The following is a 682-nucleotide window of genomic DNA, read 5'->3' as shown; positions in this document are numbered from 1 at the left end:
GAGTACGCCCGCACCAAGGCCGAGGCGGAGCTGATCGCGCTCTCCCGGGCGGGGGACGCTCTCTCGCTCGTCGCGATCCGGCCGCACCTCGTCTGGGGTCCGGGCGACACGCAGCTCATCGCGCGCGTCGTCGACCGCGCCCGTCGCGGGCGCCTGCCGCTGCTGAACGGCGGGACGGCGCTGATCGACTCCACGTACGTCGACAATGCGGCATCCGGAATCGTCGCCGCCCTCGACCGCGTCGACGCCGTCAGCGGACGCGCCTATGTCCTGACCAACGGCGAACCGCGCCCGGTCGGCGACCTTCTCGCCGGGATCTGCCGCGCCTCGGGTGTCCAGCCGCCGCGGGTCAGCGTGCCCGCGGGGCTGGCGAAGGTCGCGGGGGCGCTCGTCGAGCGCGTGTGGGCCGTGCGCCCGGGCGAGGACGAGCCGCCGATGACCCGTTTCCTCGCCGAGCAGCTGTCGACCGCGCACTGGTTCGACCAGACCGAGATCCGCCACGACCTGCGCTGGGCCCCGGCGGTGTCGCTGGACGAGGGCCTGCGCCGCCTCTCCCGGGTCTGAGCCCCGCACGGCTGCAGCTCCGCGGGTTCTCGGCCCCGCCCGGCGGTGACTCCGGGGTTCCGGCTCCGGTCCCGCCCAGCCGTGACTCCGGGGTTCCGGCTCGGGTCCCGCGCGGCCG

At 75.8% G+C, this 682-nt stretch carries 1 protein-coding gene; it reads left to right on the top strand.

The genetic code is table 11. The features are described 5' to 3' along the window. A partial coding sequence (locus tag NS220_RS19070; RefSeq protein WP_153004398.1) for an NAD-dependent epimerase/dehydratase family protein occupies positions 1-564 on the top strand: 564 nt, incomplete at its 5' end. Between the last annotated feature and the right edge of the window lie 118 nt (positions 565-682).

This window comes from Microbacterium testaceum (assembly GCF_001476655.1).
Lineage (GTDB): Bacteria > Actinomycetota > Actinomycetes > Actinomycetales > Microbacteriaceae > Microbacterium > Microbacterium testaceum_C.
This window is presented reverse-complemented; position numbering and strand designations above follow the sequence as displayed.